Origin of the sequence: Kitasatospora sp. SolWspMP-SS2h (genome assembly GCF_003259315.1) — a bacterium.
GTDB lineage: Bacteria > Actinomycetota > Actinomycetes > Streptomycetales > Streptomycetaceae > Kitasatospora > Kitasatospora fiedleri.
The window spans coordinates 192,160-218,690 of sequence record NZ_QLLT01000009.1; the positions used below are offsets into that span (position 1 = coordinate 192,160).

The 26,531-nt window shown below is 75.7% G+C and carries 23 protein-coding genes; 13 read left to right on the forward strand and 10 right to left on the reverse strand.

Going from position 1 to position 26,531, the window contains the following annotated elements; translation table 11 throughout:
• Nucleotides 1-94: 94 nt before the first annotated feature.
• From K353_RS13465 to K353_RS13475, 3 genes are all read right to left on the reverse strand, one after another.
• On the reverse strand, nt 95-418 hold the full coding sequence (locus tag K353_RS13465) for a DUF202 domain-containing protein (RefSeq protein ID WP_158585403.1): 324 nt from the start codon (nt 416-418) through the stop codon (nt 95-97).
• On the reverse strand, nt 415-780 hold the full coding sequence (locus tag K353_RS13470) for a YidH family protein (protein ID WP_111553821.1): 366 nt from the start codon (nt 778-780) through the stop codon (nt 415-417). The genes K353_RS13465 and K353_RS13470 overlap by 4 nt, the downstream gene beginning before the upstream one ends.
• 356 nt (nt 781-1,136) lie before the next feature.
• Nucleotides 1,137-2,678 carry an MFS transporter gene (locus K353_RS13475; protein WP_111553822.1) on the reverse strand — a complete coding sequence of 514 codons (1,542 nt, stop codon included), beginning with the start codon at nt 2,676-2,678 and terminating at the stop codon, nt 1,137-1,139.
• A 108-nt stretch (nt 2,679-2,786) separates the two neighbouring features.
• On the opposite strand from K353_RS13475, the gene K353_RS13480 reads away from it, so the two are divergent.
• Nucleotides 2,787-3,374: a TetR/AcrR family transcriptional regulator gene (locus K353_RS13480; protein ID WP_111553823.1), complete on the forward strand. Its 588-nt coding sequence runs from the start codon at nt 2,787-2,789 to the stop codon at nt 3,372-3,374.
• A 60-nt stretch (nt 3,375-3,434) separates the two neighbouring features.
• Here K353_RS13480 and K353_RS13485 read toward each other — a convergent pair whose 3' ends face one another.
• A complete protein-coding gene (locus K353_RS13485) occupies nt 3,435-3,770 on the reverse strand; it encodes a cupin (protein WP_111553824.1) in 336 nt (111 codons plus the stop codon).
• Nucleotides 3,771-3,934: 164 nt separating this feature from the next.
• On the opposite strand from K353_RS13485, the gene K353_RS13490 reads away from it, so the two are divergent.
• Nucleotides 3,935-4,195, forward strand: coding sequence for a hypothetical protein (locus K353_RS13490; RefSeq protein ID WP_100837588.1), 261 nt, complete (start codon nt 3,935-3,937; stop codon nt 4,193-4,195).
• 78 nt (nt 4,196-4,273) lie between these two features.
• Here K353_RS13490 and K353_RS13495 read toward each other — a convergent pair whose 3' ends face one another.
• Entirely contained in the window at nt 4,274-5,431 is a 1,158-nt protein-coding gene (locus K353_RS13495; RefSeq protein ID WP_111553825.1) for an acyl-CoA dehydrogenase family protein, read from the reverse strand.
• A gap of 161 nt (nt 5,432-5,592) precedes the next feature.
• Entirely contained in the window at nt 5,593-5,910 is a 318-nt protein-coding gene (locus K353_RS13500; protein WP_111553826.1) for a hypothetical protein, read from the reverse strand.
• Nucleotides 5,911-6,249: 339 nt separating this feature from the next.
• Between K353_RS13500 and K353_RS13505 the strand changes: the two genes are divergently transcribed.
• Both K353_RS13505 and K353_RS13510 read left to right on the forward strand, forming a co-directional pair.
• Entirely contained in the window at nt 6,250-8,220 is a 1,971-nt protein-coding gene (locus tag K353_RS13505) for an ATP-binding protein (RefSeq protein WP_111553827.1), read from the forward strand.
• Nucleotides 8,217-10,562 (forward strand): hypothetical protein, encoded by a 2,346-nt coding sequence (locus tag K353_RS13510; protein ID WP_111553828.1) that lies wholly within the window; start codon nt 8,217-8,219, stop codon nt 10,560-10,562. Before K353_RS13505 ends, K353_RS13510 begins: the two co-directional genes overlap by 4 nt.
• 100 nt (nt 10,563-10,662) lie before the next feature.
• Here K353_RS13510 and K353_RS13515 read toward each other — a convergent pair whose 3' ends face one another.
• Complete coding sequence (locus K353_RS13515) at nt 10,663-11,643, reverse strand: cation diffusion facilitator family transporter (RefSeq protein ID WP_111553829.1); 981 nt, start codon at nt 11,641-11,643, stop codon at nt 10,663-10,665.
• 277 nt (nt 11,644-11,920) lie between these two features.
• Here K353_RS13515 and K353_RS13520 point away from each other — a divergent pair, with 277 nt between their 5' ends.
• The 5 genes from K353_RS13520 (at nt 11,921) to K353_RS13540 (ending at nt 18,534) form a co-directional block, all read left to right on the forward strand.
• Nucleotides 11,921-13,642: a threonine/serine exporter ThrE family protein gene (locus tag K353_RS13520; protein ID WP_111553830.1), complete on the forward strand. Its 1,722-nt coding sequence runs from the start codon at nt 11,921-11,923 to the stop codon at nt 13,640-13,642.
• 119 nt (nt 13,643-13,761) lie between these two features.
• Complete coding sequence (locus tag K353_RS13525; protein WP_111553831.1) at nt 13,762-14,739, forward strand: hypothetical protein; 978 nt, start codon at nt 13,762-13,764, stop codon at nt 14,737-14,739.
• 248 nt (nt 14,740-14,987) lie between these two features.
• Entirely contained in the window at nt 14,988-16,310 is a 1,323-nt protein-coding gene (locus K353_RS36530) for a C40 family peptidase (RefSeq protein ID WP_111553832.1), read from the forward strand.
• A 130-nt stretch (nt 16,311-16,440) separates the two neighbouring features.
• Nucleotides 16,441-17,733, forward strand: a complete 1,293-nt coding sequence (locus tag K353_RS13535; protein WP_111553833.1) for a GNAT family N-acetyltransferase — start codon at nt 16,441-16,443, stop codon at nt 17,731-17,733.
• A gap of 342 nt (nt 17,734-18,075) precedes the next feature.
• A complete protein-coding gene (locus K353_RS13540; RefSeq protein ID WP_111553834.1) occupies nt 18,076-18,534 on the forward strand; it encodes a hypothetical protein in 459 nt (152 codons plus the stop codon).
• Between the two features lie 28 nt (nt 18,535-18,562).
• Here the strand turns inward: K353_RS13540 and K353_RS13545 are convergent, their stop codons facing one another.
• Nucleotides 18,563-19,330 carry a TetR/AcrR family transcriptional regulator gene (locus K353_RS13545; protein ID WP_111553835.1) on the reverse strand — a complete coding sequence of 256 codons (768 nt, stop codon included), beginning with the start codon at nt 19,328-19,330 and terminating at the stop codon, nt 18,563-18,565.
• A gap of 404 nt (nt 19,331-19,734) precedes the next feature.
• Between K353_RS13545 and K353_RS13550 the strand changes: the two genes are divergently transcribed.
• Nucleotides 19,735-20,262, forward strand: coding sequence for a GNAT family N-acetyltransferase (locus K353_RS13550; protein WP_111553836.1), 528 nt, complete (start codon nt 19,735-19,737; stop codon nt 20,260-20,262).
• A 90-nt stretch (nt 20,263-20,352) separates the two neighbouring features.
• On the opposite strand, the gene K353_RS13555 is transcribed toward K353_RS13550, so the two are convergent.
• On the reverse strand, nt 20,353-21,600 hold the full coding sequence (locus K353_RS13555) for an MFS transporter (RefSeq protein WP_233533556.1): 1,248 nt from the start codon (nt 21,598-21,600) through the stop codon (nt 20,353-20,355).
• A 110-nt stretch (nt 21,601-21,710) separates the two neighbouring features.
• Here K353_RS13555 and K353_RS13560 point away from each other — a divergent pair, with 110 nt between their 5' ends.
• Nucleotides 21,711-22,676 carry a LysR family transcriptional regulator gene (locus tag K353_RS13560; protein WP_111553838.1) on the forward strand — a complete coding sequence of 322 codons (966 nt, stop codon included), beginning with the start codon at nt 21,711-21,713 and terminating at the stop codon, nt 22,674-22,676.
• A 118-nt stretch (nt 22,677-22,794) separates the two neighbouring features.
• On the opposite strand, the gene K353_RS13565 is transcribed toward K353_RS13560, so the two are convergent.
• Nucleotides 22,795-23,418 carry a YceI family protein gene (locus tag K353_RS13565; protein WP_111553839.1) on the reverse strand — a complete coding sequence of 208 codons (624 nt, stop codon included), beginning with the start codon at nt 23,416-23,418 and terminating at the stop codon, nt 22,795-22,797.
• Between the two features lie 202 nt (nt 23,419-23,620).
• Here K353_RS13565 and K353_RS13570 point away from each other — a divergent pair, with 202 nt between their 5' ends.
• Together K353_RS13570 and K353_RS13575 are read left to right on the forward strand one after the other, a co-directional pair.
• A complete protein-coding gene (locus K353_RS13570; protein ID WP_111553840.1) occupies nt 23,621-24,685 on the forward strand; it encodes an ATP-binding protein in 1,065 nt (354 codons plus the stop codon).
• Nucleotides 24,682-26,496 (forward strand): hypothetical protein, encoded by a 1,815-nt coding sequence (locus tag K353_RS13575; RefSeq protein ID WP_111553841.1) that lies wholly within the window; start codon nt 24,682-24,684, stop codon nt 26,494-26,496. Before K353_RS13570 ends, K353_RS13575 begins: the two co-directional genes overlap by 4 nt.
• The last annotated feature ends 35 nt before the right edge of the window (nt 26,497-26,531 follow it).

The window sequence follows — 26,531 nt, forward strand, 5'->3', positions numbered from 1 at the left end:
TATACACCGGTCGGCAAACAGCCGCCGAAAAACAGGTGATCCGAGTCATGTGGTCTGCACCACCCGTCCGACCCCGGAAACCGCCCCCGGGGCCTCATCTACCCGTGTTCACCAGCACCGACCAGGCGGCCCCGCCCGCCGCCAGCACCACCGCCGCGGTCAGCCCGCGCATCCACCACCGGCCCGCCGAAACGCGCGGATCGTGCTCCACCGCACCGCGCCGCCGCACCCCGTGCGCGTACAGCCCGGCCGCCGCCAGCGCCAACACCCCGCCCAGCGCCGCCAGTCCGGGCGACCGCCGGAGGTAGCCGGTCCGCAGCACCAGCAGCGCGTCCGCGGCCAGCACCAGCGCGGTGCGGCTCCAGGCCAGCAGCGTCCGCTCCGGCTGGAGGCCCGGATCGCGCGGGGCGGCGCTCACCGCGACCAGCCGACGATCAGCACCGAGAACACCGCCGCCGCGAGCGCCACGCACACCGTCAGCACCGGCATGATCCGGGTCGCCGGCAGCGGACCGCCCGCCCGCATCGCCCGTTCCACCCGCGCCCACCGCCGGTAGGCCGCCACCCCCAGCCCGGCCCCGCCCGCCGCCAGCAGCACCGAGAGCACCACCCGCACCGGCACCGGCGCCAGGTCCGGCGTCAGCTGGTCCAGCCCCACCGCCCCCGCGAGCAGCGCCAGCGCCGTCCTGATCCAGGCCAGGAAGGTCCGCTCGTTGGCCAGGGTGAACCGGTAGTCCAGTTCCTCCGGCTGCTCCTCCGGTCCCGCGTCCTCCGCCGCCATACCGCGACCCTAGTCCCTGTCCGGTCGATCTTGCCGGGCGCCCGACGCCGGATCATCCCGGCTGGAAGCACCGGCGAAACACCCGAGTACACCCAGGACGAGGGCGTTCCGCCGGCACTCCCAGCCGGGCGCCCGACGCCGCGCGCCGATCCGACAAGACCGACCGGACAGGGCCTGGGCCGAACGGGAGCGGCGCGCACGGACCGACCGGAAGCGCGGGGGACCGCGCGCGGCGGCGGGGGGACGCCGGTGGGGCCGCGGGAAGGGCAGTGGCCTGCCGTTCCGTCGCGGCCCCGCGGTCCGTCCGGGCCCGCTCGCGCGCGGCCGCGCGCCCGGCAAGACCGGCCGGACCGGGCCTACGCGGCGAGTGCCTTCTCCGCCGGTTCCGCGTCCGCCGTGCCGGGCGCCGGCAGGTGGCGCATCAGCAGGTGGGCGGCCAGCGCGGCGCCGAGCATCACCAGGACCCCGACCACCGCGGCGACGTGCATGCCGTCGGCGAAGGCGTCGCGGGCGGTGGCCAGCAGCCGGTCGGCGGCCTCGCCCGGCAGGTGGGCGGCGGTGGTGACGGCCCCGCCGAGGGTGTCGCGGGCGGCGTCGGGGGCGGCGTCCGCCATCCGGGAGCGGTAGATCGCCGCGCCGGCCGCGCCGAGCAGGGCGATGCCGAGCGAGCTGCCGAGCTCCTGGGCGGTCTCGGAGGTGGCGCCGGCCGCGCCGGCCCGGTCGGCGGGGGCGGCGGAGAGCACCATCTCGCCGGTGATGCTGACGGTGCCGACCGAGCCGGCCGCGATCACGCCGGCGGCGACCAGCGGGAGGGCGAGCGAGGAGCCGGGGCCGACCAGGGCCATCGCGACGAACCCGGCGGCGGCGGCCAGGAACCCGGCGACCAGCAGGACGGCCGGCCGCACCCGGCCGGCCAGCGCGCCGAACCCGCCGACGGCCGCGCCGACGCCGACGCTGGGCAGCAGCGCCCAGAGCGAGGCGGCGAGCGGGCTGTAGCCCTTGACCAGCTGGAGGTACTGGGAGGTGAAGAGGGTGAAGCCCATCATGGCGAACATCGCGATGGTGTTGACGGTGATCGCGCCGGTGTAGGTGCGGATCCGGAACAGGGTGACGTCGATCAGCGGGTCCGCGGCCGTCCGCAGCCGGACCACCAGGGCGGCGCCGACCAGCAGCCCGAGGGCCAGCACCAGCGCGGGCCGCGGGCTCCAGCCGTCCACCGCGAGCGTCTTGATCCCGTAGACGACGGGCAGCACGGCGGCCATCGAGAGGGCCGCGCCGAGCAGGTCGAAGCGGCCCTGCCGCGGGGCGCGGTACTCGGGGAGCAGCACCGGGGCCAGGACCATCACCAGCAGCATCGCGGGCACCGCGATCAGGAAGGCCGAGCCCCACCAGAAGTGGTCGAGCAGCAGTCCGCCGATCACCGGCCCCAGGGTGGCGCCGGCCGTCATCACGCCGCTCCAGGCGCCGATCGCGGCCTGCCGCTGCTTGGGGTCGGGGAACATGTTGCGGATCAGGGCCAGCGTGGAGGGCCCGAAGACCGCCCCCGCGATGCCGAGCAGCGCCCGGGCGGCGATCAGCCGGCCCGCCCCGTCCGACCAGGCGGCGACCAGCGAGGCGGCCGCGAAGGCGGCGGTGCCGCCGATCAGCAGCCGACGCCGGCCGATCCGGTCGCCCAGCGCGCCCATCGGGATCAGCAGCCCGGCGAGCAGGAACGAGTACATGTCCATGATCCACAGCTGCTGGGTGCCGCTGGGGTGCAGGTCGGTGGCGATGAAGGGGACGGCGAAGAACAGCACGCCCATGTCCATGGCGAGGACCAGGGTCGGGAGCAGCAGGAGGGCCAGGCCCAGCCAGGCGCGGCGGCCGGTGCGGCGGGTGGTGCGGTCGTCGGTGGTCATGACGGCGACTGTACGGACGTCTTGCACGCCTGTCTAGTACGAGCGTCTAAATCGATCGTTTCAGACGTCTGCGCAAGACATTCGTCTTGGACGGGCTAGCATCGGGGCATGGGAAATCGTGAGGACCTGCTGGCCAGTGCCGCCCGCTGCCTGCAAGAGAAGGGCTACGGGCGCACCACCGCCCGGGACATCGCCACCGGCGCGGGCGTCAGCCTGGCCGCGATCGGCTACCACTACGGCTCCAAGGACGCCCTGCTGGTCGAGGCGCTGGTCGGTGCGATGGAGACGTGGGGCGATTCGATCGGCGCGGCCCTGGCCGCCGCCGCGGAGGTCGACGACCCGCAGGAGCGCTTCGTCCGGGCCTGGGACGCGGTGCGCGACAGCTTCGCCGAGCACCGCGGGCTGTGGACGGTGCAGTTCGAGCTGCTCGGGCAGCTCGACCACCTGCCGGGGCTGCCCGAGCGGCTGGCCGCGGCGCAGAAGGACGGCCGGCTCGGCCTGGCCGCGCTGTTCCAGGGCCGGGGCGAAGTGGCGGACACCCCGGAGGAGCTGGCCCGGGGCGTCTTCTACCAGTCGCTGCTGCTCGGGCAGGCCGCCCAGTGGATGATCGGCCCCGAACTGGCGCCGGGCGGCGAGGACTACCTGCGCGGGCTGTCCCTGATTTCCGGCGACGTGCTGGGCCGGGCCGGGGACTGACGGGGGCCGAGGACTGACCGGGCCCGGAGACGGGCGGGCGGGGGAGCGGGGCGCCGGGCGTCAGGCGGTGACGGCGGTGAGCAGCACCACCGCGTCGGTGTGGGCGACCAGGCCGTGCCGCTCCTGCGGGACGGTGTGCAGCTCGCCCGGGCCGGCCTCCTGGCGGCGGCCCGCCACCGTCAGCGCGACCCGGCCGCGCAGCACCTGCAGGCTGGCGGCGACCGGGGCGTTGTGCTCGTCCAGGACCGCGCCCGCCCGCAGCGCGATCACGGTCTGCCGCAGCACGCCGTCGTGCAGCAGCAGGTGGGCGCTGCGGCCGTGCGGGCTGGCGGCGGCCTTGGCGGCGTGCTCCTCGGCCAGGGCGTTCAGGTCGATCCGGGTCGGCTGCTCGGTCATCGCGTTCTCCTCCGTCGGGCCCCCGCACCACCGGGCCCGCCGACCGGGCCCCGCGGCCGACCCTAGGCGGGGGCCCGCGCGTGTCGCGCGCTGGATCACGCGCAGGGGTTAAGGGGCGGCCCGCTCGGCGTGCGGGGCCGGGGGAGCGGGCCGATGGTGGCCCTATGGCGACCAAACAGAAATTCACCGTCGGCGGTTTCCAGGTGAACCGCGGCATGCTCACCGTCGGCGCGGGCCTCACCGGGATCGGCGCCGTCGTCGCACTGGCCGGGACGGCGCTGGTCTGCGCCGCCCTGGTGAGCGCGGGCCGGGGCTGGGTCCGGACCCTGGAGACCCACCCCGCCGAAATGGCGCAGCGCACCTTCCACCAGGCGAGGGCCGCCTCGGCGGCCGGACGGGAGGCGTGGCGCAGCAGCGTCAACTGACGTCGACCGACCGAGCGGGTGGGGGAACGGCCCGGAGGCGGGCACCCGGCCGGGTGCCCGCCTCCGCCGTGCCCGCGGTCACAGGCCGAGCGACTTGGCGATGATCGTCCGCATGACCTCGCTGGTTCCGCCGTAGATCCGGAACACCCGGTTGTCGGTGTAGAGGCGGGCGATCGGGTACTCCAGGATGTAGCCGTAGCCGCCGTGCAGCTGGAGGCACCTGTCGATCACCTCGGAGGCCGACTCGGTGCAGAACAGCTTGGCCGCGGCGGCGTCCGCCACCGTCAGCTCGCCGTTCTGGTAGAGCTCCAGCGCCTGGTCGACCATCGCCTGCTGGGCGAGGACCTGGGCCTGGCAGTCGGCCAGCGAGAACTTGGTGTTCTGGAACTCGGCGACGGCCTTGCCGAACACCTTGCGGTCCTTGACGTACTCCACCGCGAACTGCACCGCGGCCGCCGCCGAGGCGTACGCGCCGACGGCGATCGCCAGGCGCTCCTGCACCAGGTTGTGGGTCAGGTAGGAGAACGCCCTGCCCTCCTCGCCGAGCAGGTTCTCCACCGGCACCTCGACGTCGCTGAACGACAGCTCCGCGGTGTCCGAGGTGCGCAGGCCGATCTTCTGCAGCTTGCGGCCGACCGCGTAGCCCTCGGAGGCGGTGTCCACGCACAGGATGGACAGGCCGGCGCGGCGGTCCGCCGGGTCGTACGGGGCGGTGCGGCAGACCACCAGCACCAGGTCGGCCAGCACGCCGCCGGTGATGAAGGTCTTCGCGCCGTTGAGGACGTAGTGGGTGCCGTCCGCGGACAGCTTCGCCGTGGTGGCGATGCCCGCCAGGTCGGAGCCCGCGCCCGGCTCGGTCATCGCGATCGCGGTCATGATGTCGCCCGAGACGAAGCCCGGCAGCCAGCGCCGCTTCTGCTCCTCGGAGGCGTACTCCATCAGGTACGGCAGCACCAGGCCGGTGTGCACGCCGGAGGAGCCGAAGGTGACGCCCGCGCGGGCGGTCTCCTCGTAGATCACCGCCTGGTACTTGAAGCCGGTCTCGCCCGCGCCGCCGTACTCCTCGGGGACCTCGATGCCGTAGACGCCGAGCTCGCCGAGCTTGCGGTAGAAGTCGCGCGGCGGGTGGCCGGCCTCCTCCCAGCTCTCATAGACCGGGACGACCTCGTTGGCGATGAAGTCCCGGATGGTCTCCCGGAACGCTTCGTGGTCCTCGTTGTACACGGTGCGGCGCACGGTGCGCTCCCTTCGGCGGCGGCTGGTCGCGCAGCCAAGTTAATCGCCGGTAGCTTCCGGTGTCCATGGCTGCCGGGACCGGGCGCGAGCAGGCCGGGCGGACGCGCGGCCGCCCCGGGCGCGGTGCCCGGGGCGGCCGTGGGAGCGCTGTCGCGGTCGGTCTAGTAGAGGACGAACGGGTAGTACACGGTGTGCGCCAGGTTGGCGTTGGACTGGAGGGCGCCGACGCCGCCGGCGTTGTCGGTCACGCCGAGGGTGTTGTTCTGGTTGCTCGCGCCGGAGCCGGTCGCGGTCTGCTGGGTGCCGTTGGCGTTGCCGTGGACGGGGCCGACGATGTTGCCGGAACCGATGGTGCTGACCACGCCGCTGCTGGAGCCGTGGTCGGCGGCGGCGCCGTTGTCGGCGGCGGCGGTGCCGACGCCCGCGAGGAGGAACGCCCCGAGGGCGGTGACGACGGCGGCTGCGCGAATACGGGACACGGTGGTCTCCCTGCTAACTGGTGCGAATGTGACGCTGCGGGGTGGCCGCCCCGTTCGCGTCGGTTCCTGGCGTCGCGTCATCAGGATTGCCCACTGGGCCGTTCGGGTTCCAGTGCGGGCACGCGGGTTCGCTCGAAGGTGTCACTCCCGGGGAATAGTCCGGGGACCCGCGGTGACCGGCCGGGGGTGGTGGAACACCGTCCTGACAAGGGAGTTCACCGTCCGGCGCGGATCGTCGGCGGGCTCCGCGCGTCAATGCCGAGTTGACCGAGGATCGACAGGAGCCGGACATCGGAAAACAGTGGTCGCCCGATTGTCGTACTGGCACACTGTGACCTCATGTCTGATGGCCTTCCCCCCGCTTCCGGTGCCGACGGAAGTGGCGCCGAATTCCCCGCCGCCGAGAACTCGGCGAATCTCCGCACCACCGAGGTCGACCTCGGCGGCCTGGTCGGCGTGCTCGCCACCCACCTCTACTCCACCCCGCTGGTGGCACTGCGCGAACTGGTGCAGAACGCCCACGACTCGCACACCCGGCGGAAGCTGGAGGACCCGGAGGGGGAGTACCGCCCGCTGATCCGGGTCAGCGGGGACACCGCGGCGCGGACGGTGGCGATCGAGGACAACGGGGCGGGGCTGACCGAGCCGGAGATCCACGCGTACCTGGCGACCGTCGGCACCGGCTACACCCGGATGCTGCGCGACCTGACCGGCAACCAGGAGCTGATCGGCGCCTTCGGCCTGGGCTTCCTCTCGGCGTTCTCGGTCGCCGAGGAGGTGACCGTCACCACCGCCTCGCACCGCGAGCCGTCGGCCGCGCACACCTACCGCAGCCGGGGCGGCGAGCAGTACAGCGTGGAGCCGGCCCCGGCGCGGCCCGGGCCGGGGACGGTGGTGCGGCTGCGGCTGAAGGCCGAGCACGCGCACCTCGCGGACGAGCAGGCGCTGCGGGAGGTGCTGGCCCGGTACTGCGTGCTGCTGCCGGTCCCGGTCCACGTCGGGGCGGACGAGCAGCCGGTCAACGACGTGGCGGTGCCCTGGCGGCAGGACGCGCCGGGCTCGCCGCACCCGCACCGGATGCGGTTCGCCGCCGCGTTCGCCCGCAGCTTCGAGCCGCTGACCGCCTTCCCGGTGACGCCCGTCGAGGGCCGCACCGACGCGGTCGGGCTGCTCTGGGTGCAGGACGGCGGCACCTACGGGTCCAGCGACAACCGGGACCTCGCGGTCTACCTGCGCGGCATGCTGCTCGCCGACGACGCCCGCGACCTGCTGCCCGGCTGGGCCGGGTTCATCGGCGGCGTGGTCGAGTCGACCCTGCTCACCCCCACCGCCAGCCGCGAGGACCTCCAGCGCGACGAGCACTACCGGGCGCTCCAGCAGGCGCTCGCCGACGCCATCGTGGACGGCCTGTACGAGACCGCCCGGCTCCACCCGGCCGCCTGGCGCCGCATCCTGGCCCGGCACGGCCAGGACCTGCTGGGCGCCGCGCTCTGCGACGACCGGCTGTTCACCCTGCTCGCCGACGACGTCCCGGTCCCGACCTCGCAGGGCGAGCTGACCGCCGGCGCGCTGCGGGCCGCCGGCTCCGGCGCGGTGCACGTGGCGCTCGGCAGCGGCGGCGGCTTCGAGGAGATGCTCTACCGGGCGATGCAGGTGCCGATCGCCCGCGGCGACCGGTACGCGGTGCTGCCGTTCCTGCGCCGCTACGCCCGGCTGCGGGACTGCCGGATCGTCGAACTGGGCGGCGAGAGCGGCAACCGGGAGCTGTTCCGGGCTCCAGACGTGCCGCTGCCCGCCGAGCAGCAGGCGTGGCTGACCGCCGCGCTGACCGAGGACGGCGAGCAGCTGGTGCCCGCCAGGTTCGACCCGCCCGGCCTGCCGCTGGTGCTGGTCCCGGACCGCGAGGCCGAGCTCAAGGCGCGGATCGAGGACGACCGGGCGGACGCCCGGATCCCGTCCGCCGCCCTCCGGCTGGCGCGGGCGTTCACCGCCCGCACCGACGGCGCGGTCCGGGCCCGGCTCTACCTGAACCTGGCCTCGCCCGCCGTCCGCGACCTGCTGGCCGCCTACCGGGACGGGCACACCGGGGCGGCCACCGCCGCCGCGCTGCTGCGCTCGCTGAAGGTCATCATGGCGGCGGCCTCCGGCTCCGCGGCCGGCGACCTGGGGGCCGCGCTGTCCGGGATCTCCACCGCGGTGGCCGCGCTCACCGCCGCCGTCCCGGCCGCCGGCCTGTCGGCGGTGCCCGACACCATCTCCACCGACATCGCGGACACCGCAGACCTTCCGCAGGGGGACGAGGAACGATGACCACCGACATCTGGTCCTGGGTGCACGACACCCACCGCCAGCTCGCCGAGTCCGGCCAGCACCGGCTGGCCGACGCGATCGCCGAGATCGCCGGGCACGCGGTGGACGGCCGCAACGAGCAGCTGGACGCGGTGTTCCCGGAGGCGCTGGCCTCCGCGCGGGCGCTGGGCCTGCCCTGGGTGGAGGTGTTCCTGCGGCACTGGCGGCTGCAGAACCTGCTCAACAAGCGCCACCAGGGCGAGGCCGCGATGTCCGAGGCGGTGTCGCTGCTGGAGTTCGCGCACCGCGAGGAGACCGCGTCCTGCCCGCAGTCGGTCTGCGCCGTCCAGGACTTCACCATCTGCCACGCCAACATCGACGGCCCCGGCTACGTCCCGGAGCGGCTCGCCGTGCTGGAGGAGGCGCTCCAGCGGGTCGAACCGGCCCGGGCCTGCTTCGACTGCCTGTCCCGCGAGTACGCCGACACCCTGGAGGACGACGGCCGCCCCGCGGACGCACTGACCCACCTCGACCGGGCCGAGACCCGGATCACGGCGGCCGGCGAGCGGATCTCGCTCTCCTTCGTGCACAGCCGCGCCTCCGCGCTGCACCGGCTCGGCCGCCACCAGGACGCGCTGGACGCCTACGACACCGCCGAGCGCGCCCACGTCGCCGCCGGGAACCGGCTGGACGACGACGACCGGCGCAAGCTCGCCTCCGGCCGGGCCCTCCAGCTCGCCGCGCTCGGCCGCACCGGCCCTGCGCGGGAGCTGCTGCCGGACGCCGAGGAGGCCGACCGCTACCCCGACATCCGGCACCGCTGGTCCGCCGCCGTCGAACTGCTGGCCGCCGCCGGGGAGTTCGACAACGACGCCGCGCTCGGCGCCCGACTCGCCTCCTGGGCGGGCGAACTGGACGCGGCCGGCTCGCACCGCCCCTGCCTCGACCTGGTGCTGCGGGCCGGCCGGCTGGCCCTCGCCCGGGGCGCCCGCGAGGTCGCCCTGACGCTGGCCGGCACCGGCGCGCGCAAGCTCGGACAGCTCCGCAGCACCGCGGGCGTCGCCGGGCAGGTGGCCGCGCTGCGGGCCGCCGCCGAGGCCCTGCCCCGACCCGAACTGCCGGTCCCGGTGGATGAGTTGCCGCAGTGGCTGGCCGAGCACCGGCCCGACCCGGAGGCCGGCGCCGACCTGCTGGCCGCCGCGCTGGCCCGCGGCGAGCGGCCCGACACCGTCCTGGTGGTCAACCTGGCCGGCGCCCTCGGCGCGCTCGGCCACACCCGGGCCGTCACCGAGCTCGCCTGGGCCCAGCTGGAGGTGGACCCCGGCCACGAGTACCTCACCGGCATGCTCGGCCAGTTGCTGATCGACGCCGAGGACGGCGAGGGCGTCGACCGGCTGGCCACCCGGCTGGCCGCCGCCGGCGAACCGGCCGACGGACACTGGCTGCGGGCCCGCTGGGCCGCCGCCCAGGCCCGCTGGGCCGAGGTCGGCGAACAGTGCGCCGCCGTCCTCGTCCACTCGCCCGAGGCGCTCAACACCCGCCGGCTCGCCGCCACCGCCGCCACCCGGCGCGGCGACCACGCCGAGGCCCAGCGGCTGTACGAGGACCTGCTCGCGCACGCCCTCGACCCGGCCGAGGCCGGCGAGGACCAGGCGCACCGCACCGTCCAGGAACCCGACCTGTGGCACCTGGCCACCGCCGCCACCGCCAACCGCGACTGGGCGGCCGTCCGCGCCGCCGGAGCCCGGATCGGCATCGAGTTCGACACCGACAGCGGCCCCGTCGACGAGGAGTGGCAGCTGATCGAACTGCGCGTCCCCCGCGCCGACGGCACCACCACCGACCTGCCCGCCCTGCGCACCGGCCCGGCCACCGCCCGGGTGCTGCCGGTGCTCGGCGAGGACCTCGACCTCAACCACGGCGACGTCGCGGTCTTCTCCCCGGCCGTCCTCAACGACCGCCCGGAGCCCGGCTCCCCGGACGCCGCGGACTGGCACCCGGTCTTCGAGTTCCTCACCCTGCTCGACCCGGCCGGCTACACCACCTACTGGCTCGACGGCGGCCGCCCCGCGGACGAGGACTGGTACGCCCTGCGCGACGCCCTCCGGGCCGCCGGGTACGCGGTCTGGGTCTACAGCGGCGACCAGTACCGGATCGCCGACCCGGCCGGCGACGAGAACGGCCTCCCCGGCATCTACGCCGCCCTCGGCGTCCCGCCCACCGGCACCGCCGCCCAGGCCGACACCCTCCTCACCGAACTCACCGCCCACCTGCCCCACCCACTGGCCTGGCCCGCCCTCGCCGAAGCGGCGGGCGCCGACCCGGCCCGCCACCGGGAGATCGCCGAGACCTACGGGCTCTGACTGCCTCCGACCGCCTCCGGGGCCCGCGGCGGCCTCCGGCGGTCGACCGGCCGTCCGCGCTGTCGGCGCGGGCGGCCGTCCTGCCGGGCGACGGCAGCCGTCAGACCCGGTCCGACCGGGGCGGGGTGGGGTCGAGGTAGACGCGGGTGACGGACGGGACGGCGTGGCGGACGGCGCGTTCGGCGCGGTCGCAGGCGGTCTCGATGTCGGTGGCGGTGGCGAGGTCGGCGAAGTCGACCTTGGCGGCGACCAGGACGTCGTCGGGGCCGTGCACGCTGGTGACCAGGTCGAGGACCCGGACGACCTGGGGCTGGGCGGTCAGGGCCTCGGTGATGGCGCGTTCGTAGCGTTCGGGGAGCGAGCGGCCGATCAGCAGGGAGGCGTTGTCCCGGGCCAGGACGTAGGCCACCCAGGCGAGCAGGGCGCCGATCAGGACGGAGGCCAGGCCGTCCCACAGGGCGTCGCCGGTGAGCTGGGCGCCGAGCAGGCCGCCGAAGGCGAACAGCAGGCCGACCAGGGCGGCGCAGTCCTCCAGGAAGACGGCCTTCACGGCGGTGTCGGAGGTGTGCCGCAGGTAGCGATAGCCGCCGACGTCGAGCCGCCGGGTCTCGTCGCGCAGCTGACGCACCGTCCGGGAGAGCGAGACGGACTCCAGGACGAAGGCGACGGCCAGGATCAGGTAGGAGAGGGCCGGGCTGCCCAGCTCCTCGCCGTACTGGAAGGTGTGGATGCCGTCGTGGATCGAGAACACCGCGCCGCCGACGAAGGTGGCGAAGGAGGCGAGCAGCGCCCACAGGTAGCGCTCGCGGCCGTAGCCGAGCGGGTGCTTGTCGTCGGCGGGGCGGGTGCTGCGCTTGAGGGAGAGGAAGAGCAGCACCTCGGTGACGGTGTCGGCGAAGGAGTGCGCGGCCTCGGAGAGCATCGCGCTGGAGCCGCTGATCGCGCCCGCCACGGCCTTGGCCAGGGCGATGCCGAGGTTGCACAGGCCCGCGACGACCACCGTGGTGACGCTCTCGCCGCCGCCCTCCCCGGGGTCCTCGGTCGCCGTCGGGCCGCCGGCCGCCGTCCGCTGCTCGCTCATAACCGGTCATTGTGTCCGGTTCGCGGGTTTTCGTCCCGGAAGGGGGCGGGGCATGTCCCGGGCGGTCGCCGACCGGCGCGGCGGCGGCGGGGAGGCGGGGCGGGGCCGGGACGGCGGTGCGGCGGCAGGGCCGGGGAGGCGGGGCGGCGGGGCCTGGACGGCCGGTCCGGCGGGGCCCGCGCGGCCCGTTGTTCGCACCGTCGCCGCTGATCGGGCAAGGTGGAGGCCAGGAGGCGGCCCCGACCGGGCGGGCGGCCGGGGTGGTGGAGGAAGTGCCGTGTCCGATCGCGAGCCGGAGGGCGTGCCGGCACCGGAAGCGCCGCCCACCGAGGGGCTGCTCGGGCCGGACGCGCCGCCGATCGAACGGCCCGTCAGCGTGCCGCACGCGCCGGCGCCGGTGCAGACCGAGGGCCTGCTCGGGCACCAGTCCGCGCCCGAGGCCGCGGAGCCGGTCCGGGCCCGCCGCAACCCGCTCCTCCAGGACACCCTGACGCCCGAGGAGTGGAACGCGGCCGGCTACACCCCGTCGCACGGCCTCGACCTGGCCGAGCTGCACAAGGGCGCCCCCGGCGACGCCCCCTGGCCGGACCGGATGCGCACCCTGCTGCGGACGCCGATGGCCGAGCGCCCGGCGTTCGAGCGCACCGCCCGCGAACTGCACCCCGCCGCCGGGGCGCAGGCCCAGCGCAACGTGCCGCGGGTGCTCGACCTGTCGCTGCGGATCGGCGAACTGCTGCTCGCCAGCGGCGAGGCCGCCGAGGACGTGGAGGCCGCGATGCTCGGCATCGCGCACGCGTACCGGCTCGACCACTGCGAACCGCAGGTCACCTTCACGCTGATCTCGATCTCCCACCAGCCCTCGCTGATCGACCCGCCGGTCACCGCGGACCGGGTGGTGCGCCGCCGCACCTCCGACTACACCCGGCTGGCCGCCGTGTACGAGCTGGTCGCCGACATCACCGCCGAGCAGGTCACCGTCAACGACGCCTACCGGCGGCTGGCCGGCATCCGCCGCAACCGGCACCCGTACCCGGGGTGGCTGATGGCGGTGGCCACCGGGCTGCTGGCCGGGGCGGCGTCCTTCCTGGTCGGCGGGCAGAGGGACTCCACGGCCTGGCTGGTGTTCGTCTCCGCGTTCACCACCGCGGTGGTCGGCGACCGGCTGGCCTCCGCGATCGCCCGCCGCGGGCTGCCGGAGTTCTACCAGTTCGTGGTCGCGGCGATGCCCGCCGCGCTCTGCGGCATCCTGCTGTCCTTCAACGAACTGCACCTGCGCGGCTCGGTGGTGATCACCGGCGGGCTGTTCGCGCTGCTGCCCGGCCGGGCCATGGTCGCCGCCGTGCAGGACGGCCTGACCGGCTTCTACATCACCGCCGCCGCCCGGCTGCTGGAGGTGATGTACCTGATCGCGGGCATCGTCATCGGCGTGATGCTGGTGCTGTACGTCGGCGTCAACTACAACGCCCGGCTCAGGCCGGACGAGAGCCTGGGCGGCACCGCCAACCCGCCGGTCCAGCTGGTCGCCGCGGTGGTGCTGGCGCTGGCCTTCGCGATGCTGCTGCAGACCGACCGGCGCGCGCTGCCGATGGTGGTGGCGAACGCCGCGGTCGGCTGGACCACGTACGGCGTGCTCACCCGCAACGCGGGCGTCTCGGCGATCGTCGCCACCGGCCTGGCGGCGGGCTTGGTCGGCCTGTTCGGCCAGCTGCTGGCCCGCTACCGGTCGGCCTCCGCGCTGCCGTACGTGACCGCCGCGATAGGACCGCTGATGCCCGGTTCGGCGCTCTACCTCGGCATGCTGGCGTTCGCCCAGGGCCACGCCGGGACGGGGCTGGTCTCCGCCTCCCGGGCGGTCGCGCTGGCGCTGGCGCTGGCCATCGGCGTCAACCTCGGCGGCGAGGTGGCCCGGCTGTTCCTGAAGAACCCCGGCGCGAGCGACCGGGACACCCCGCACGTGCTGCTCCCGCGCCGGGCGGCGAAGCGCACCCGCGGCTTCTGACCCCGCGCCCCGCTCCCGCGCCGACCCCCGCCCCGCCGTCCGACCCCCGCCCGCCGACCCCCGCGCCCCGCTCCCTCGTCGACCCGCGCGCCGACCCCCGCCGGAAGAGGCACCACCCGATGATCAGTGCACTGCTGGACGGCTACCGCCACCACATCGTGGACGCCCACAAGCAGCCGCTGTTCCTGCTGCTGGTCGGGTTCATCACCTCGTTCGCGTTCATCCGGTTCAGCACCCGGATGATCCGCGCCCAGGTCCGCTGGTGGCCCGGCAACATCACCCCCGGCGGACTGCACATCCACCACATGGTGTTCGGCCTCGGCTTCCTGCTGCTCGGCGGCACCGGCGCCTTCGCCACCGACGGCGGGCACCCCTGGATCGACTGGTTCGGCCTCTCCTTCGGCATCGGCTGCGGGCTGGTGCTGGACGAGTTCGCGCTGATCCTGCACCTGGACGACGTGTACTGGAGCGAGCAGGGCCGCAAGTCGGTGGACGCGGTGATCCTCGGCATCCTGCTCACCGCGCTGCTGCTCACCGGCTACGTCCCGCTCGGCGTCGTCCCCGGGCAGGACACCCGCTGGGGGCTGGTCGCGGTGATCGGGGTCAACGCGCTGGTCTGCCTGGCCGCGCTGCTCAAGGGCAAGGTCTGGACCGGACTGCTCGGCATCATGGTGCCCGGCCTGTCCTGGATCGGCGCGATCCGGCTGGCCCGCCCCTCCAGCCCCTGGGCGCGCTGGCGGTACGCCGGACGCCCCCGCCGGATGGCCCGCGCGGTCCGGCGCGAACGGCGGCTGCACGCCCGGACGGACCGGGCCCGCACCTGGCTGTTCGACCTGATCGCCGGGGCGCCCGACAAGGTCCCGGCCGGGCACCCGAAGGCGCAGGCGGTGGCCGAGCGGATGGCCGCCCGGGCGCTCGCCCACCGGCGCCGGCCGGGCCGGGGCGTCCCGGGCGGGCACCCGGACGGCCCGGCGGCGCTCGGCGGCGACCCGGCGCGGCGGGCCCGGGCCCAGCGCCGCCGCCGCACCGTCCGGGCCGGGCGGGTGCGGACCACCGCGACCGGGCCGGGGCGGACCTGGGGGCGGGGGATTCGTTGAAGGGCGTTGAAAACCGGGATGGTGCGTCGGCGAACCGGTAGGGTTCGTGGACATCCCTCCCGGTGCGGCGCAGTTGCCCGTTCAGACAATCCGACATCTCACCCGCACGGCCGTATGGCGATGGCGCTGAGCCACCGTCAGGTCTGAGAATCTTGCGGTGCGTGACCGGAGTGACCGGATTGTCACGTCATGGGATGTCCGGCTGATCGTCGGAATCCCGCCGCCACCCGCCGAGAGGGGACCACGTCGTGCCGCGCAGGTTCCTCCCCGCCCTTCTCCTCGCCGGCGCCGCCCTGCTCGCGCTGCTGCCCGCCGCCAACGCCCCCGCCGCGCCGGCCGCCGCACCCGCGGCCCTGCCGGAAGCCCCGCCCGAAGCCCCGCCCGCGGCCCTGCCGGGAGCCCTGTCGGCCGCCGCGCCCGCGGACGACCCGGAGCCCGGCTTCCCCAGCGCGGACGACGTCGCCCGGGCCCGGGCCGAAGCCGACGCCAAGGCCGCCGACACCACCGCCGTGGAGGCCCGGCTGGCCGCCGCCCGGGACGAGCTCGACCGGGCCGGGCAGGCCGCCGAACAGGCCGTCGAGGCGTACAACGGCGCACTCGTCCGGCTCGGCCGGGCCCAGGACGCCTCCCGGGCCGCCGCCGAGCGCTCCACCGCCGCCGAGGCCGCCCACACCGAGGCCGTCGACCGGGCCGCCGGGCTGCTCGCCGAGATGTACCGGCAGGGCGCCTCGCCCCAACTCTCGGCCATCAACGCCCTGCTGGGCACCAGCGGCACGGCCTCGCTGTCCAGCCGGGCCGCCGCCGTCGGCACCGCCGGCGCCCAGACCCGGCAGATCCTCGACGACGCCACCCGCACCGCGAAGGCCGCCGCCCGGGCCGCCGACGAGGCCCGCACCGCCGAGACCGCCGCCCGCGCCGCCGCCGAGACCGTCCGCACCGCCAAGGAGCAGGCCCAGCGACGGGTCGCCGACCAGCAGCAGCAGGTCGCCGAGATCGGCCGCCGCCGGGAGGCCCTGCTCGCCGAACTCGCCACCGCCCGCGACACCACCGTCGAACTCGAACGGCAGCGCCAGGAGGCCCTCGACGCCCTCGCCGCCCGCGCGGCCGAGGAGGCCGCCCGCCGGGCCCAGGCCGAGGCCGAGGCGGCCGCCGCCGCCCAGGCCGCCCGGCACCACGCCGCCCCGCAGCGCGAGAGCGCCTGGTCGGCGGGCGGCTCCGAGGCCGCGCTCGCCTTCGCCCGGTCCGTCGTCGGCCTGCCCTACATCTGGGGCGGCGAGGGTCCGCAGGGCTATGACTGCTCCGGCCTGACCATGATGGCCTGGCGGCGCGGCGGCAAGCAGCTCACCCACTTCGCCGCCGACCAGTACGCCGAGTCCACCCCCGTCGGCTACGCCCAGCTCCGGCCCGGCGACCTGGTCTTCTGGACCAAGACCGGCCGCGCCGCCGACATCTACCACGTCGCCATCTACCTCGGCGACGACCAGATGATCGAGGCCCCCCGGCCCGGCGCCGCGATCAAGCAGGCCAGCCTCTGGATCATGGGCCGCCCGGACTTCTACGCCCGCCCCTGACCCGGGGCCGGCCCCGGTCGACCGCCGGTGCGGCGCGGGGTGCGGTGTGCGGGGGACGGGGTGCGGGGCGGGGTGCGGGGGCGGGGAAAACCGGGTGCCCGGTCCGGGAGGGGCGTCGTACGGTGGGCCGATGGGCAACGACGCGCAGCAGGGCCCCCGCCGGGGCATCGAGATCCGGCCGATCACCCGCGAGGAGCTGGCCGACTGGGACCGGGCGGTCTCGCTCGGGTTCATGCGCCCGCACGTCGCCCCGGCGACGCAGTGGCGCGAGCTGCTGTTCGAGCCCGGGCGGATGCTGGCGGCCTTCGACCACGAGGTCCCGGAGGCGGACCGGCCGCGCTGCGTCGCGACCTTCCGCAGCTTCGACACCGGGCTGACGGTGCCCGGCGGGGAGCTGCTGCCGGTCGACGCGATCACCGGCGTCACGGTCAACTCCACCCACCGCCGGCGCGGCCTGCTCAGCGGCATGATGCGGCACGACCTGGCCGCCGCCCGCGCGCGCGGTTCGGCCGCCGCCATCCTGATCGCCGCCGAGCACAACATCTACGGCCGGTTCGGCTTCGGCTCGGCCGTCCCGCTGGCGGGCTGGCGGGTCGACGTGCTGCGCTCCGGCGGCATCCGGTCCGGGCTGCCGGTGCACGAGGGCCACCGGATCGACTTCGCCACCCCGGAGGAGTTCGCCAAGTTCGGCCCCGACCTGCACGAGCGCTGGCGCCCCACCCAGCCCGGCGCGATCGGCCGCCCCGACGCGTGGTGGCGGCTGCGGACGGGTGAGGTCGAGCTGCCCGGCCTCGACTGGAAGCAGGGCTTCACCGCCTTCCACCGCACCGCCGACGGCACCCTCACCGGCATGATCGACTACACCGTCGAGGACAAGTGGGACGGCGCGTACCCCGACTGCCCGCTGACCGTCCGGGACTTCGTCGCGCTGGACCGGAAGACCGCCAACGCGCTCTGGGCGTACGCCTTCTCCGTCGACTGGGTGCGCCAGGTGGTCGCCCCCCACCTCGGCCCCGGGGACGTGCTGCCGCTGCTGCTCGACGACCCGCGCGGCGCCAAGCCGCACGAGGAGACCGCCGACTTCACCTGGCTGCGGCTGCTCGACCTGCCCGCCGCGTTCGCCGCCCGCCGCTACGAGGCCCCCGGCCGCCTGGTGCTGGACGTCGCCGACCGCGAGGGCTGGACGGCCGGGCGCTGGGCGCTGGAGACCGCCGCCGACGGCACCGGCCGGATCACCCGCACCGAGGACCCCGCCGACCTCGCGCTCGACGTCTCCCGGCTCGGCAGCCTCTACCTCGGCGGCGGCAACGCGGCCCGGCTCGCCGACGCCGCGCTGCTCACCGAGCACACCCCGGGCGCGGCCGTCCGGGCCGACACCCTGCTGCGCACCGCCCGCGCCCCGTGGAACCCGGACGGCTTCTGACCTCCGCCCCCGTCCTCGCCCCGCTCCCGTCGCGCGGCGGAACGTCAACCCGGGTACTCGGCGATTCACCCGCGAGGGTGTCGAAAACCCTTGCGGTGGCGGGGGGCCGGCGCGCGACGGGCGCGCCCCTGGCGAACGGCGGGTGAGCTGCGGGGGGCCGGTCGGCGGGGATTCCCGCAGGGGTGAACGCGAGTGCGGCCCGGAGGTGCGTGTTCGAATCCGGCGGGTCGACAACTGCCGCCGCCCTTCCTAGCGTTCGGGGCGTCCGGGCCGAACGAGCTGCCCCGGCGGACGCGGTCGCGCCCCCCGGGGCGCGGCCGAAGTCCTCCAGGAGACTCCGACATGTCCCCTTCCAGCGTCTGGGCGGGCGCCCTCGTGGTCCTCGTCGCCCTGCTCCTCGTCCTCGCCTGCGCCTGGCTGCTCTTCGCCGGGTCCGCCCCGGCCGGCGGCCGCCACCGCTCCGGCGGCGCACCGCCCGTCGTCCGGCTGGCCCGCCCGGGCGACCCCGTCACCCCCGTGCGGCCGGCGCGGCTGCCGCGCCCCGCCCGGCCGGACCGGCTCGTCCTCTCGGTGCGGCCCGTCCCGGTGCGGCGGCCGAACACCCTCCCGCTCTGCTCCCGGCACCGGGGGCCGGTGTCCGTCCGCACCCTGCACCGGACGATCATGCCGAGGTTCCCGGTCTTCCACGGCCCCGCCGTCCGGATCACCGTCCGCAAGGCCCCCCGCCCGGTCCCGCCCCCGCGCGTCCTGCCGCTCTGGGCCGCCCACCCCGCCCCGGGCCCGGTCGGCCGGGCCACCTGACCGGCCCGGATGACGTGACCGGCCCCGGCTACTTGACGAGGCCCTTCCCGATGCTGGGCAGCACGAAGTCCTGGATCAGGCCCTTGGCGTCGCGGACCAGGGGGCGGAAGACCCGGTAGCGGGAGAGGTTGATGAGCCGGGCGACCAGGGGGGTGGAGCGGCGGACGAACTCGCGGGTGCGCTCGGTGTCGGGGGTGCGGTCGAAGACCCAGTAGAGGACGACGACCATCAGGTACAGCCAGAGCACGTCGGGCAGCAGGTCGACGAGTTCGGCGTCCAGTCTGGGGGCGAGCTCGGAGCCCTGGAGCACCTCGCGGAAGAGCTCGACGGCGGTGGCCCGGGCGGGGTGGGACTCGTTGGAGAACGGGCTGAGCGAGCTGGTCGGGTCGGCTGCGGTGCGGAAGAACTGGGCGGCGAACTCGTGGTAGGGCGCGGCGGTGTCGACCCAGGACTCGATGGCGATCTGCAGGCGCTCCGCGAAGTCGCGGGTGTGCGCCGTCCGGACCCGGGCGTCGGCGGCGTGGTCGTGGGTCATCCGGTCGTAGAAGCCCTGGATCAGGAACTCCTTGGCCGAGAAGTAGTAGTAGGCGCTGCCGACCGAGACGCCCGCCTCGGTGGCGATCGCCCGCATGGTGGTCTTCTCGTAGCCGCGTTCCTGGAACAGCCGCATCGCGGTCTCCAGGATCAGCGCGCGGGTGGCCTCGCTCTTGTCGGTCTTCGGCTGGGCCCGCCCCCCCGCCAGCTCGCCGGACGGCAGGCCGGCCGCCTGCTCGTCCCTGTCGTTCGCGTCGTCCACGCCGCCCGACCCTACCGGGACCTGCCGGTCCCGTTCCTGGCCGTTTCCTGCCACCTCGCCCCGCCTGATTCGCTTTCGTCGCGGTCTCCTACCGGCCCGAGCCTAGCCCGGACCGGGACAACTCGGGACCGGGAGGGCGAATCGGAAGCCGGACGACGTGCCCGGTGCCCCCCGGCACCGGGTCGGTCGTACGGGATCGGCCGGGCGGACGCCGTCGGGTGGACCGGTGCCGGGGGTGCCGAGCCGGGCGGACGGCTCCCCGCCGGCCGTCCGGAGCATGTTTTCGAACGCGTTCAAAATGGTGCGCGAGCGACTCTGTGGCACCGGTTCGGGCCCGCTCAAGCCCCGACCGGCGAAAGGTCTCCGGCGGCGGTCCGCCGGAGGGGGTGTGCGAAGCTGGCCGGATGCCCGCCGCCGACCGCCCGCCCGTCCCGCCCGTCCTGCGCGAGGGCGGCGCCCCGGACGCCGCCGCCGTCGCCGCGCTGTACGCCGCGAGCCGGCGCAGCGCGTACGCCGGGCTGCTGCCCGCCGGCCTGTTGGACGCCGACACCGACGCCGCCGAACAGGAACTGCTCTGGGCGCTGCGGCTGGAGGCCGACTACGGGACGCCCGCCGACACGCCCGTCCTGCTGCTCGCCGAGGACCGGGACAGCGCCGCGCTCGGCTTCGCCTACCTGGTGCCGGACGGCGGCGTGGTGCGGCTGGAACAGCTGCACGTCCGCCCCGGCCGGACCGGCGGCGGGATCGGCACCGGCCTGCTGCGCGCCGCGCTGGCCCGCTTCCCGGCGGCGCCCGTCCGGCTGGACGTGCTGGCCGCCAACCGGCGGGCGGTCGCGTTCTACGAGCGGCACGGCGCCCGCCGCCTGGGCCGCGGCACCGCGCGCTTCCCGGACGGGACGGAGCTGCCCGAGTACGCGTACGGCTGGCGCTGACCGGGCGTCAGTCAGTCCGGTGCGGCAGTCGGTCCGGTCCGGTCCGGTGCGGCAGTCGGTCCGGTCCGGCGGGTCAGTCGGTCCGGTGCGTCAGCCGTCCCGGCGCGACAGCCGGGTGGCGGCGAGCAGGGCGAGGGCGGCGGCGCCGGCCGGCAGCAGGTAGCCGGTGCCGGGGGCGGTGTGCTGGGCGAGCGCGCCGCCGAGGGTCGCGCCGGTGGAGATGCCGACCAGGATCGCGGAGACCGCCAGGGCCATCCCCTCGGTCAACCGGTGCGCGGGCAGGAGGCGTTGGGCCAGCGTCATGCCGCTGACCATGGTCGGCGCGGTGCCCGATCCGGCCGCCAGCAGGGCCGCGCCCAGCAGCGGCACACCCGCCCCGGACAGGCCCGCGGCTAGCGGCAGCAGCATCAGGACGGTCATCGCGCCGGTGCCCAGCGCCAGCCGCCGGGCCACCGGGCGGCGCGGCCGGACCGCGCCGAACACCAGCCCCGACACGCAGGACCCGGCCGCCACCAGGGCCAGCAGTCCGCCGCCCGCCGCCTGCCGGCCGAGCGCGTCGGTGTACGCGAGCGTGGTGACCTCCAGCGAGCCGAACAGCACCCCGGCGGCCAGGAACACCGCGAGCAGCGGCGGGAGGCCCGGCGTCCGGACCAGCCCCCCGGCCGGGTGCCGGTGCGGGGCCCGGCCCGGCGGCGGCTCGGTGGCCCGCCGGGCGGCGAACAGCAGGGTGCCGGCGGTACCCAGCACCCGGGCGGTGAGCAGCCCGGCCTCGGGGGCGAGGGTGGTGCACAGGGCCATGCCGAGCACCGGCCCGGCCATGAAGCACAGTTCGTCCAGCGACTGCTCCAGCGCGTTGGCCCGGTGCAGCACGGCCGGGTCCGCCCGGTGCAGGTGCGCCCAGCGGGCCCGGGCCATGCCGCCCAGGTCGGGGCTGCCGCCGGACAGCGCCCAGCACAGGAAGAGCGTCCAGGCGGGTGCGCCGGAGCGGACGCACAGCAGCAGCGCCCCCGTCGGCAGTGCGGCGGCCAGCACCGCGGGCACCGCGACCCGGGCTTGCCCGAGGCGGTCCACCAGCCGGCCCAGCAGCGGCAGCAGCACCGCCCCCGCCAGCACCCCGACCGCGGAGACCGCCCCGGCCAGCGCGTACGAGCCGCGCCGGTCGGCGATCAGCACCACGGTGGAGACGCCGTTCATCGCCAGGGCGAGCCGGCCGAGCAGCCCGGACAGCGTGAAGGCCAGGGCGCCGGGGGCGGCGAACACCGGGCGGTAGCGGGCGAGCGCCAGGGACGGCAGTGACGACAGTGACGACAGCGCGGGCGGTGACGACGGTGGCGACAAGGGGGAGCTCCGAGGAGTGGGGGGACGGCTCCAGCCTCGGGGCGGGGGAGCGGGGGCGTCCAACACCCGCTCCGCCGGATTCACCGCCTCCTGTTGTTAATCTTCCGCCCGTGTCCCGCGACCTCCACCCCCGCCTGCTGCGCAGCTTCGCCGCCGTCGCCGAGTCCCTGCACTTCGGCCGCGCCGCCGAGCGGCTGCACCTGGCCCAGCAGGCCGTCAGCCGCGACGTCCAGGCGCTGGAGCGGGAGTTGGGCTGCGTGCTGCTGCACCGCTCCACCCGCAGCGTCGAGTTGACGGAGGCGGGCGCGGCGCTGCTGCCGAAGGCGCGCCAACTGCTGGAACTCCAGGCCGAGATCACCGCGCTGGGCGACACCCGGGCGCTGCTGGTGGACGTCAACAGCCTGGGCGGAGAGCGGGAGTTCACCGCCGAACGGGTGCTGGCCGCGGCCCGCCGGCGCTGCCCGGAGGCCGAACTGCTGGCCCGCTACCACGGCGGACTCACCGCCGCCGCGCGGGAGTTGGCCGCGCACCGGCTGGACGCCTCGTTCGGCCGGTACGCCGGACTGCCCGCCGCCGACCGGTCCCGGCTGGTGCACGTGCCGGTCCGGCTGGTGCCGATGGCGGTCTTCCTGCCGCTCGGGCACCCGCTGGCCGCGCTGCCCGCCGTCCCGCTGGCGGCGCTCGCCGGGCACCCGGTGGACGTGTTCGCCGGGCAGCCCGCCACCGCCGAGTGGACCGACCTCGGCCGGCGGCTGTTCGCCGAGCACGGCCTGGCCGCCGCGCCCGGGCGCACCCCGCCGGTCGGGCCGGCCGAGTTCGCCCGCTACCTGGCCCGGCACGGCAGCCCGGTGCTCACCACCGTCGAGGCGCACGACATCCCCGGCGGGGTGGCCCGTCCGCTGGTCGACCCGGTGCCGCTCAGCCTGCTCGGCCTGGTGCACCGCACGGGGTCGCGCCGCCCCGGGCTGGCCGCGCTACGCGCCTGCGCGGCCGAACTCGCCGCCGCCGAGGGCTGGTTGTGCCGCCCGCCGGGCAGCTGGCTGCCGGCCGAGGACGCGGCGCTGCTGCCCGGCTGAGCGCTCCGGGAGCGGCGCGGGGGCGGTGTTCCTTCCGCGGGAGACGGCGGCGCCCCCGCCGAGGGGGACGGCGGGGGCGGGACCGGGGCGGCCGGACGGGCGGCCGGGGCGGGCGGGTTCAGGCGGCCCGGACGGCGGAGACGTCCAGGGTCAGCTTGACCTTCTCGCCGATCAGCACGCCGCCGGTCTCCAGTGCGGCGTTGTAGGTCAGGCCCCAGGAGGTGCGGTCGACGGTGGTGCCGCCCTCGAAGCCGACCCGCTCGGCGCCGTACACGTCGGTGGCCGCGCCGGTGAACTCCAGGTCGAGGGCGACCGGGCGGGTGGTGCCCTTGATGGTCAGGTCGCCGTGCAGGCGGTAGGTGTCGCCGTCGACCCGCTCGGCGGAGGTCGAGGTGAAGGTGATCTCCGGGTGCGCGGCGGCGTCGAAGAAGTCGCCGGTGCGCAGGTGCTCGTCGCGCTGGGCCTGGCCGGTGCTGATCGAGGCGACCTTGATGACCAGTTCGGCGGTGGACGCGGCCGGGTTCGAGCCGTCCAGGTGCAGCCGGCCCTCGTACTCGGCGAACTCGCCGCGGACGTTGGTGACCATGGCGTGCCGGACCGCGAAGCCGATCCTGGAGTGTGCGGCGTCGATGGTGTAGTCGCCGGTCAGGTGGGCCAGGTCCGGGCCCTGGTCGGCGGCCGGAACGGTGGCGGTGGAGGTGGAAGTGGCGGCGGTGTTCTTGCTGCGGTTGAAGATGCCCATGGCTGCTCTCCTCGGGACGGGGATCGAAGCCTTTTGTTGAGGCTTCAACTTGTTCACGTGGTTCACCGTACGCCGATGTGGTTCAAGTTTCAACCATGATGGCGAAAGGTGAACCGGTTCGCCGGAAAACCGGGTGCGTCCGCCCGGGCCGCCGTCCAGACTGGCCGCCGGAACCCCGAACCCCCCCTCCCCCAGGAGAGCTGTGCAGTCCGCCGTCACCGTGTCGCCGTCCCAGGTCCCCGAGCTGCTGCTCGGACTCGCCACCGTGCGGCCGGTGTTCCTCTGGGGCGCACCGGGCATCGGCAAGTCCTCGCTGGTCAACCAGTTCGCCGAGTCGCTCGGCCTGGAGTGCGTCTCGCTGCTCGGCACCCAGCTCGCCCCCGAGGACCTGATCGGCGTCCCGCAGATCACCCCCGAGGGCCGCTCCCGGTTCTGCCCGCCCGAGTCGATCGCCCGCGAGCAGCCGTACTGCCTGTTCCTGGACGAGCTGAACGCCGCCACCCCCGACGTGCAGAAGGCGTTCTACTCGCTGATCCTCGACCGCCGGATCGGGAGCTACGAGCTGCCGCCCGGCTCGATCGTGATCGGCGCGGGCAACCGGGCCACCGACGGCGCGCTCGCCCGCCCGATGCCGTCCGCGCTGCTCAACCGCCTGGTCCACGTCCACCTGCGGGCCAGCTCCGACGACTGGCTCGGCTGGGCCGCCGGGCACGGCGTCCACCCGTGGATCACCGACCACCTGACCGACCGGCCCGACCACCTGTGGTCCGCCCCGCCGAAGACCGAGGAGCCGTTCTCCACCCCGCGCGCCTGGCACATGCTCTCCGACGCGCTGCACTCCTTCGGCCCCGGCCTCGACGAGGGCACCCTCAAGGTGCTCGCCCACGGCCTGCTCACCCCCGCCCACGCCGTCGCCTTCTGCGGCTACGCCAAGATCGTCCGCAACGCGTACGGGCTGGACGCGATCATGAAGGGCGACGCCTCCTGGCCGCACCGGATCGAGGACCGCGACCTGCTCTACTACCTCGCCGACTCCTTCCGCGGCCGCCTGGTCAAGGAGCTGCCCGCCCGCAAGGAGCACGCCTCGCCGACTGTCCGGCAGCACGCGTACCGCTCCAAGTCGCTGCTGGTGCAGCTCGCCGAGATCTCCGTCGAGGTCGCCCAGACCGTGATCGCCGACGGGCCCGACGGCAACCCCGTGCTGCCGTCCTGGTTCCTGATCGAGGCCGCCCGCGACCTGCCCCGCCTGGTCGAGGCCCGCCGGTGAGCCGCGCCCGCCGCCCCGCCGCCGAGCCCGCGAAGACCGACCCCGTCGAGGCCGCGTTCCTCGCGGGCCGGGCCAGGGTCGCCGGCAACCCCGCGCTCGCCGCCGTCCCCGCCGCGCTCTGCCGGCTGGACGAGCGGGACTGCCCGCTGCACCCCGCCACCGGCTGGGTCACCGCCGACTCGCACGGCAACCTGCACCACAACCGGCGCCGCCGCGCCGAACCCGAGGAGTGGGCCTGGGCCCTCGCCCACGCCCTGCTCCACCTCGGCTTCGGCCACCTCCCCGCCGAACGCGGCCCCCGCGTCCAGCCCGACGCCGCCGGCCTCGCCGCCCGCTGCGCCGTCGTCAACCGCTTCCTCGCCACCTTCCCGATCGGCCGCGCCCCCGACGACCTGCCCGCCGGCTGGCCCGGCGGCGACGAGGAGGAACTCGCCGCCCGCTGGCGCCGCGACGGCGTCCCCGCCGAGTACCGGGCCTGCGGCACCGGCGGCGACCACCCCGACCAGCACCTGGAACGCTGGGGCGCCCACCAGGACCCGCCGGACTGGACCCTCGCCTTCGCCCACGCCCTCACCCGCACCGTCTCCGCCGCCATGGACGTCGCCGGGGGCCGCCGCGAGACCCACGACGGCGCCCGCCTCCCGCAGCGCCCCTGGGAACGCGCCCTCGGCTGGTTCGTCTCCAGCTACCCGCTGCTCGGCGGCCTCGCCGCCGGACTCACCCTGGTCGCCGACGCCGAACTCGCCCGCGCCCACGGCATCACCATCGCCGCCGTCAACGCCGAAGCGGGCGAGATCTACCTCAACCCGCTGCGCCACCACACCGACGAGGAGTGGCGCTTCGTCCTCGCCCACGAGATGCTGCACGCCGCCCTCCGCCACGGCGACCGGGCCGGCGGCCGCGACCCGTACCTGTTCAACGTCGCCGCCGACTACGTCATCAACGGCTGGCTGCTGGAGATGGACATCGGCGAGATGCCCGAAGGACTGCTCCACGACCCGGAGCTGAGGGGACTCTCGGCCGAGGAGGTCTACGACCGGATCGCCCGCGACCAGCGCCGCCTGCGCCGCCTCGCCACCCTGCGCGGCAAGGGCCTCGGCGACATCCTCGGCGAACCCCTGCCCCGCACCGGCGGACGCGGCTACGTCGACCTGGACGACTTCTACCGGCGCGGCCTCCAGCAGGGCTTCGACCTGCACGTCCGCGACCGCGGCCTGCTGCCCGCCGGACTGGTCGACGAGATCCGCGCCCTGGCCCAGCCGCCGCTGCCCTGGGACGCCCGACTCGCCCGCTGGTTCGACGAGTTCGTCCCCCGCCCCGAACCGCTGCGCTCCTACGCCCGCCCCTCCCGCCGGCAGTCCGCCAGCCCCGACATCCCGCGCGCCGGACGCCACCACCCGGACGAGGAGACCCCGCGCCGCACCTTCGGCGTCCTGCTCGACACCTCCGGCTCGATGGACCGCGTCCTGCTCGGCAAGGCGCTCGGCGCGATCGCCTCCTACGCCGCCGCCCGCGACGTCCCCGCCGCCCGGGTCGTCTTCTGCGACGCCGCCCCCCACGACGCGGGCTACCTGCCGGTGGCCGAACTCGCCGGCCGGGTCCGGGTCCGCGGCCGCGGCGGCACCGTCCTGCAACCCGGCGTCGACCTGCTCGCCCGCGCCCCCGACTTCCCCGCCACCGCCCCGCTGCTGATCATCACCGACACCGACTGCGACGCCCTGCGCGTCCCGCGCCGCGAACACGCCTACCTCGTCCCGCGCGGCGCGACGCTGCCGTTCACCCCGCGGGGGCCGGTGTTCCACCTGCGCTGAGACGCGAGGGCGGGCGCACAGCCGAGGCGAAACCA

What these genes read in the sequence shown, in the direction of transcription:
- K353_RS13485 (WP_111553824.1), bottom strand. Translation starts at nt 3,770, where the DNA reads ATGACCGAGCAGCCGACCCGGATCGACCTGAACGCCCTGGCCGAGGAG.
- K353_RS13490 (WP_100837588.1), top strand. Translation starts at nt 3,935, where the DNA reads ATGGCGACCAAACAGAAATTCACCGTCGGCGGTTTCCAGGTGAACCGC.
- K353_RS13535 (WP_111553833.1), top strand. Translation starts at nt 16,441, where the DNA reads ATGGGCAACGACGCGCAGCAGGGCCCCCGCCGGGGCATCGAGATCCGG.
- K353_RS13515 (WP_111553829.1), bottom strand. Translation starts at nt 11,643, where the DNA reads ATGAGCGAGCAGCGGACGGCGGCCGGCGGCCCGACGGCGACCGAGGAC.
- K353_RS13470 (WP_111553821.1), bottom strand. Translation starts at nt 780, where the DNA reads ATGGCGGCGGAGGACGCGGGACCGGAGGAGCAGCCGGAGGAACTGGAC.
- K353_RS13510 (WP_111553828.1), top strand. Translation starts at nt 8,217, where the DNA reads ATGACCACCGACATCTGGTCCTGGGTGCACGACACCCACCGCCAGCTC.
- K353_RS13550 (WP_111553836.1), top strand. Translation starts at nt 19,735, where the DNA reads ATGCCCGCCGCCGACCGCCCGCCCGTCCCGCCCGTCCTGCGCGAGGGC.
- K353_RS13565 (WP_111553839.1), bottom strand. Translation starts at nt 23,418, where the DNA reads ATGGGCATCTTCAACCGCAGCAAGAACACCGCCGCCACTTCCACCTCC.
- K353_RS13505 (WP_111553827.1), top strand. Translation starts at nt 6,250, where the DNA reads ATGTCTGATGGCCTTCCCCCCGCTTCCGGTGCCGACGGAAGTGGCGCC.
- K353_RS13525 (WP_111553831.1), top strand. Translation starts at nt 13,762, where the DNA reads ATGATCAGTGCACTGCTGGACGGCTACCGCCACCACATCGTGGACGCC.
- K353_RS13475 (WP_111553822.1), bottom strand. Translation starts at nt 2,678, where the DNA reads ATGACCACCGACGACCGCACCACCCGCCGCACCGGCCGCCGCGCCTGG.
- K353_RS13540 (WP_111553834.1), top strand. Translation starts at nt 18,076, where the DNA reads ATGTCCCCTTCCAGCGTCTGGGCGGGCGCCCTCGTGGTCCTCGTCGCC.
- K353_RS13480 (WP_111553823.1), top strand. Translation starts at nt 2,787, where the DNA reads ATGGGAAATCGTGAGGACCTGCTGGCCAGTGCCGCCCGCTGCCTGCAA.